Source organism: Streptomyces sp. 13-12-16 (genome assembly GCF_002114215.1).
Classification (GTDB): Bacteria; Actinomycetota; Actinomycetes; order Streptomycetales; family Streptomycetaceae; genus Streptomyces.
Window position 1 is genome coordinate 1 of sequence record NZ_NCTE01001428.1, and the last position, 1,129, is coordinate 1,129.

The 1,129-nt window shown below is 74.8% G+C and carries 1 protein-coding gene; it reads left to right on the plus strand.

All coding sequences use genetic code 11. The features are described 5' to 3' along the window. Positions 1-1,129 (plus strand): S1 family peptidase (locus tag B7767_RS42060; protein WP_256923779.1); only part of this gene is annotated, 1,129 nt, incomplete at both ends.

The following is a 1,129-nucleotide window of genomic DNA, read 5'->3' on the forward strand; positions in this document are numbered from 1 at the left end:
CTGGCGGCCGTCGGCGGACTCCTCCTGGGGGCCACGATGGTCACCCACGCCGTCGCCAGTGAGCCCCGCGCGCCCGACGCGGTCCCGTTCGCCACCGCCCAGGAGACGGCGGCCGGGCCGGGCGCCGGCCTGGTGTCGAAGCTCGGCACGTCCCGTACGGCGGGCAGCTGGATCGCCGACGACGGCAGGACGGTGGTCGCGGTCACCGACGAGGCGGCGGCGGCCGAGGTGCGCGCGGCCGGCGCCGAGCCGAGGATGGTGCGGCACAGCATGGACGACTTCAAGTCCGCGACCGAGACGCTGCGTTCGGCGCCGCGCGTGCCCGGGACGGCGTGGGCCATGGACTACCGGACCAACGAGGTGGTGGTCCGGGGCGACAGCACGGTGTCGGCGGACGACTGGTCCGAGCTGACCGAAGTGGCGGACGGCATCGGCGGTTTCGTCCGCATGGAGCGGAGCGAGGGCACCTTCACCACCCGGCTCAACGGGGCGCTGCCCATCCTGTCGACGGCCGGCCGCTGTTCGGCGGGCTTCAACGTGACCGACGGGGAGCGGGACTTCATCCTCACGGCCGGGCACTGCGGGCCCGACGGGTCGGTGTGGTTCGCCGACAACCAGGGCCGGCAGGAGGTCGGGACGACGGTCGGCGGCAGCTTCCCCGGGGACGACTACTCACTGATCGAGTACGCCGGCGGCCGGGCCGGCGAGGGTGCCGGTGTGGTGGCCGTCGGCGACGGCAAGGGCGTGCGGATCACGGGGGTGGCGGATCCGACGGTGGGCCAGCGGGTGTTCCGCAGCGGCAGCACCAGCGGGCTGCGGGACGGTGAGGTGACCGCGCTCAACGCGACGGTGAACTATCCCGAGGGCACGGTCAGCGGTCTCGTCGAGTCCGACGTGTGCGCCGAACCCGGGGACAGTGGTGGTCCGATGTTCTCCGAGGGCATCGCGCTCGGTGTCACGTCGGGCGGCAGCGGTGACTGCCGGACGGGCGGTACGACGTACTTCCAGCCGGTGACGAAGGCGCTGGCGCGGCTCGGCGTACGGCTCATCGTGGCGCCCGGGGCCGACGGGGGTGCGGCGGCGCCCTCCCCCGCCCCGTCGGACGCGCGGGGCGCGGCGGCTCCGGACG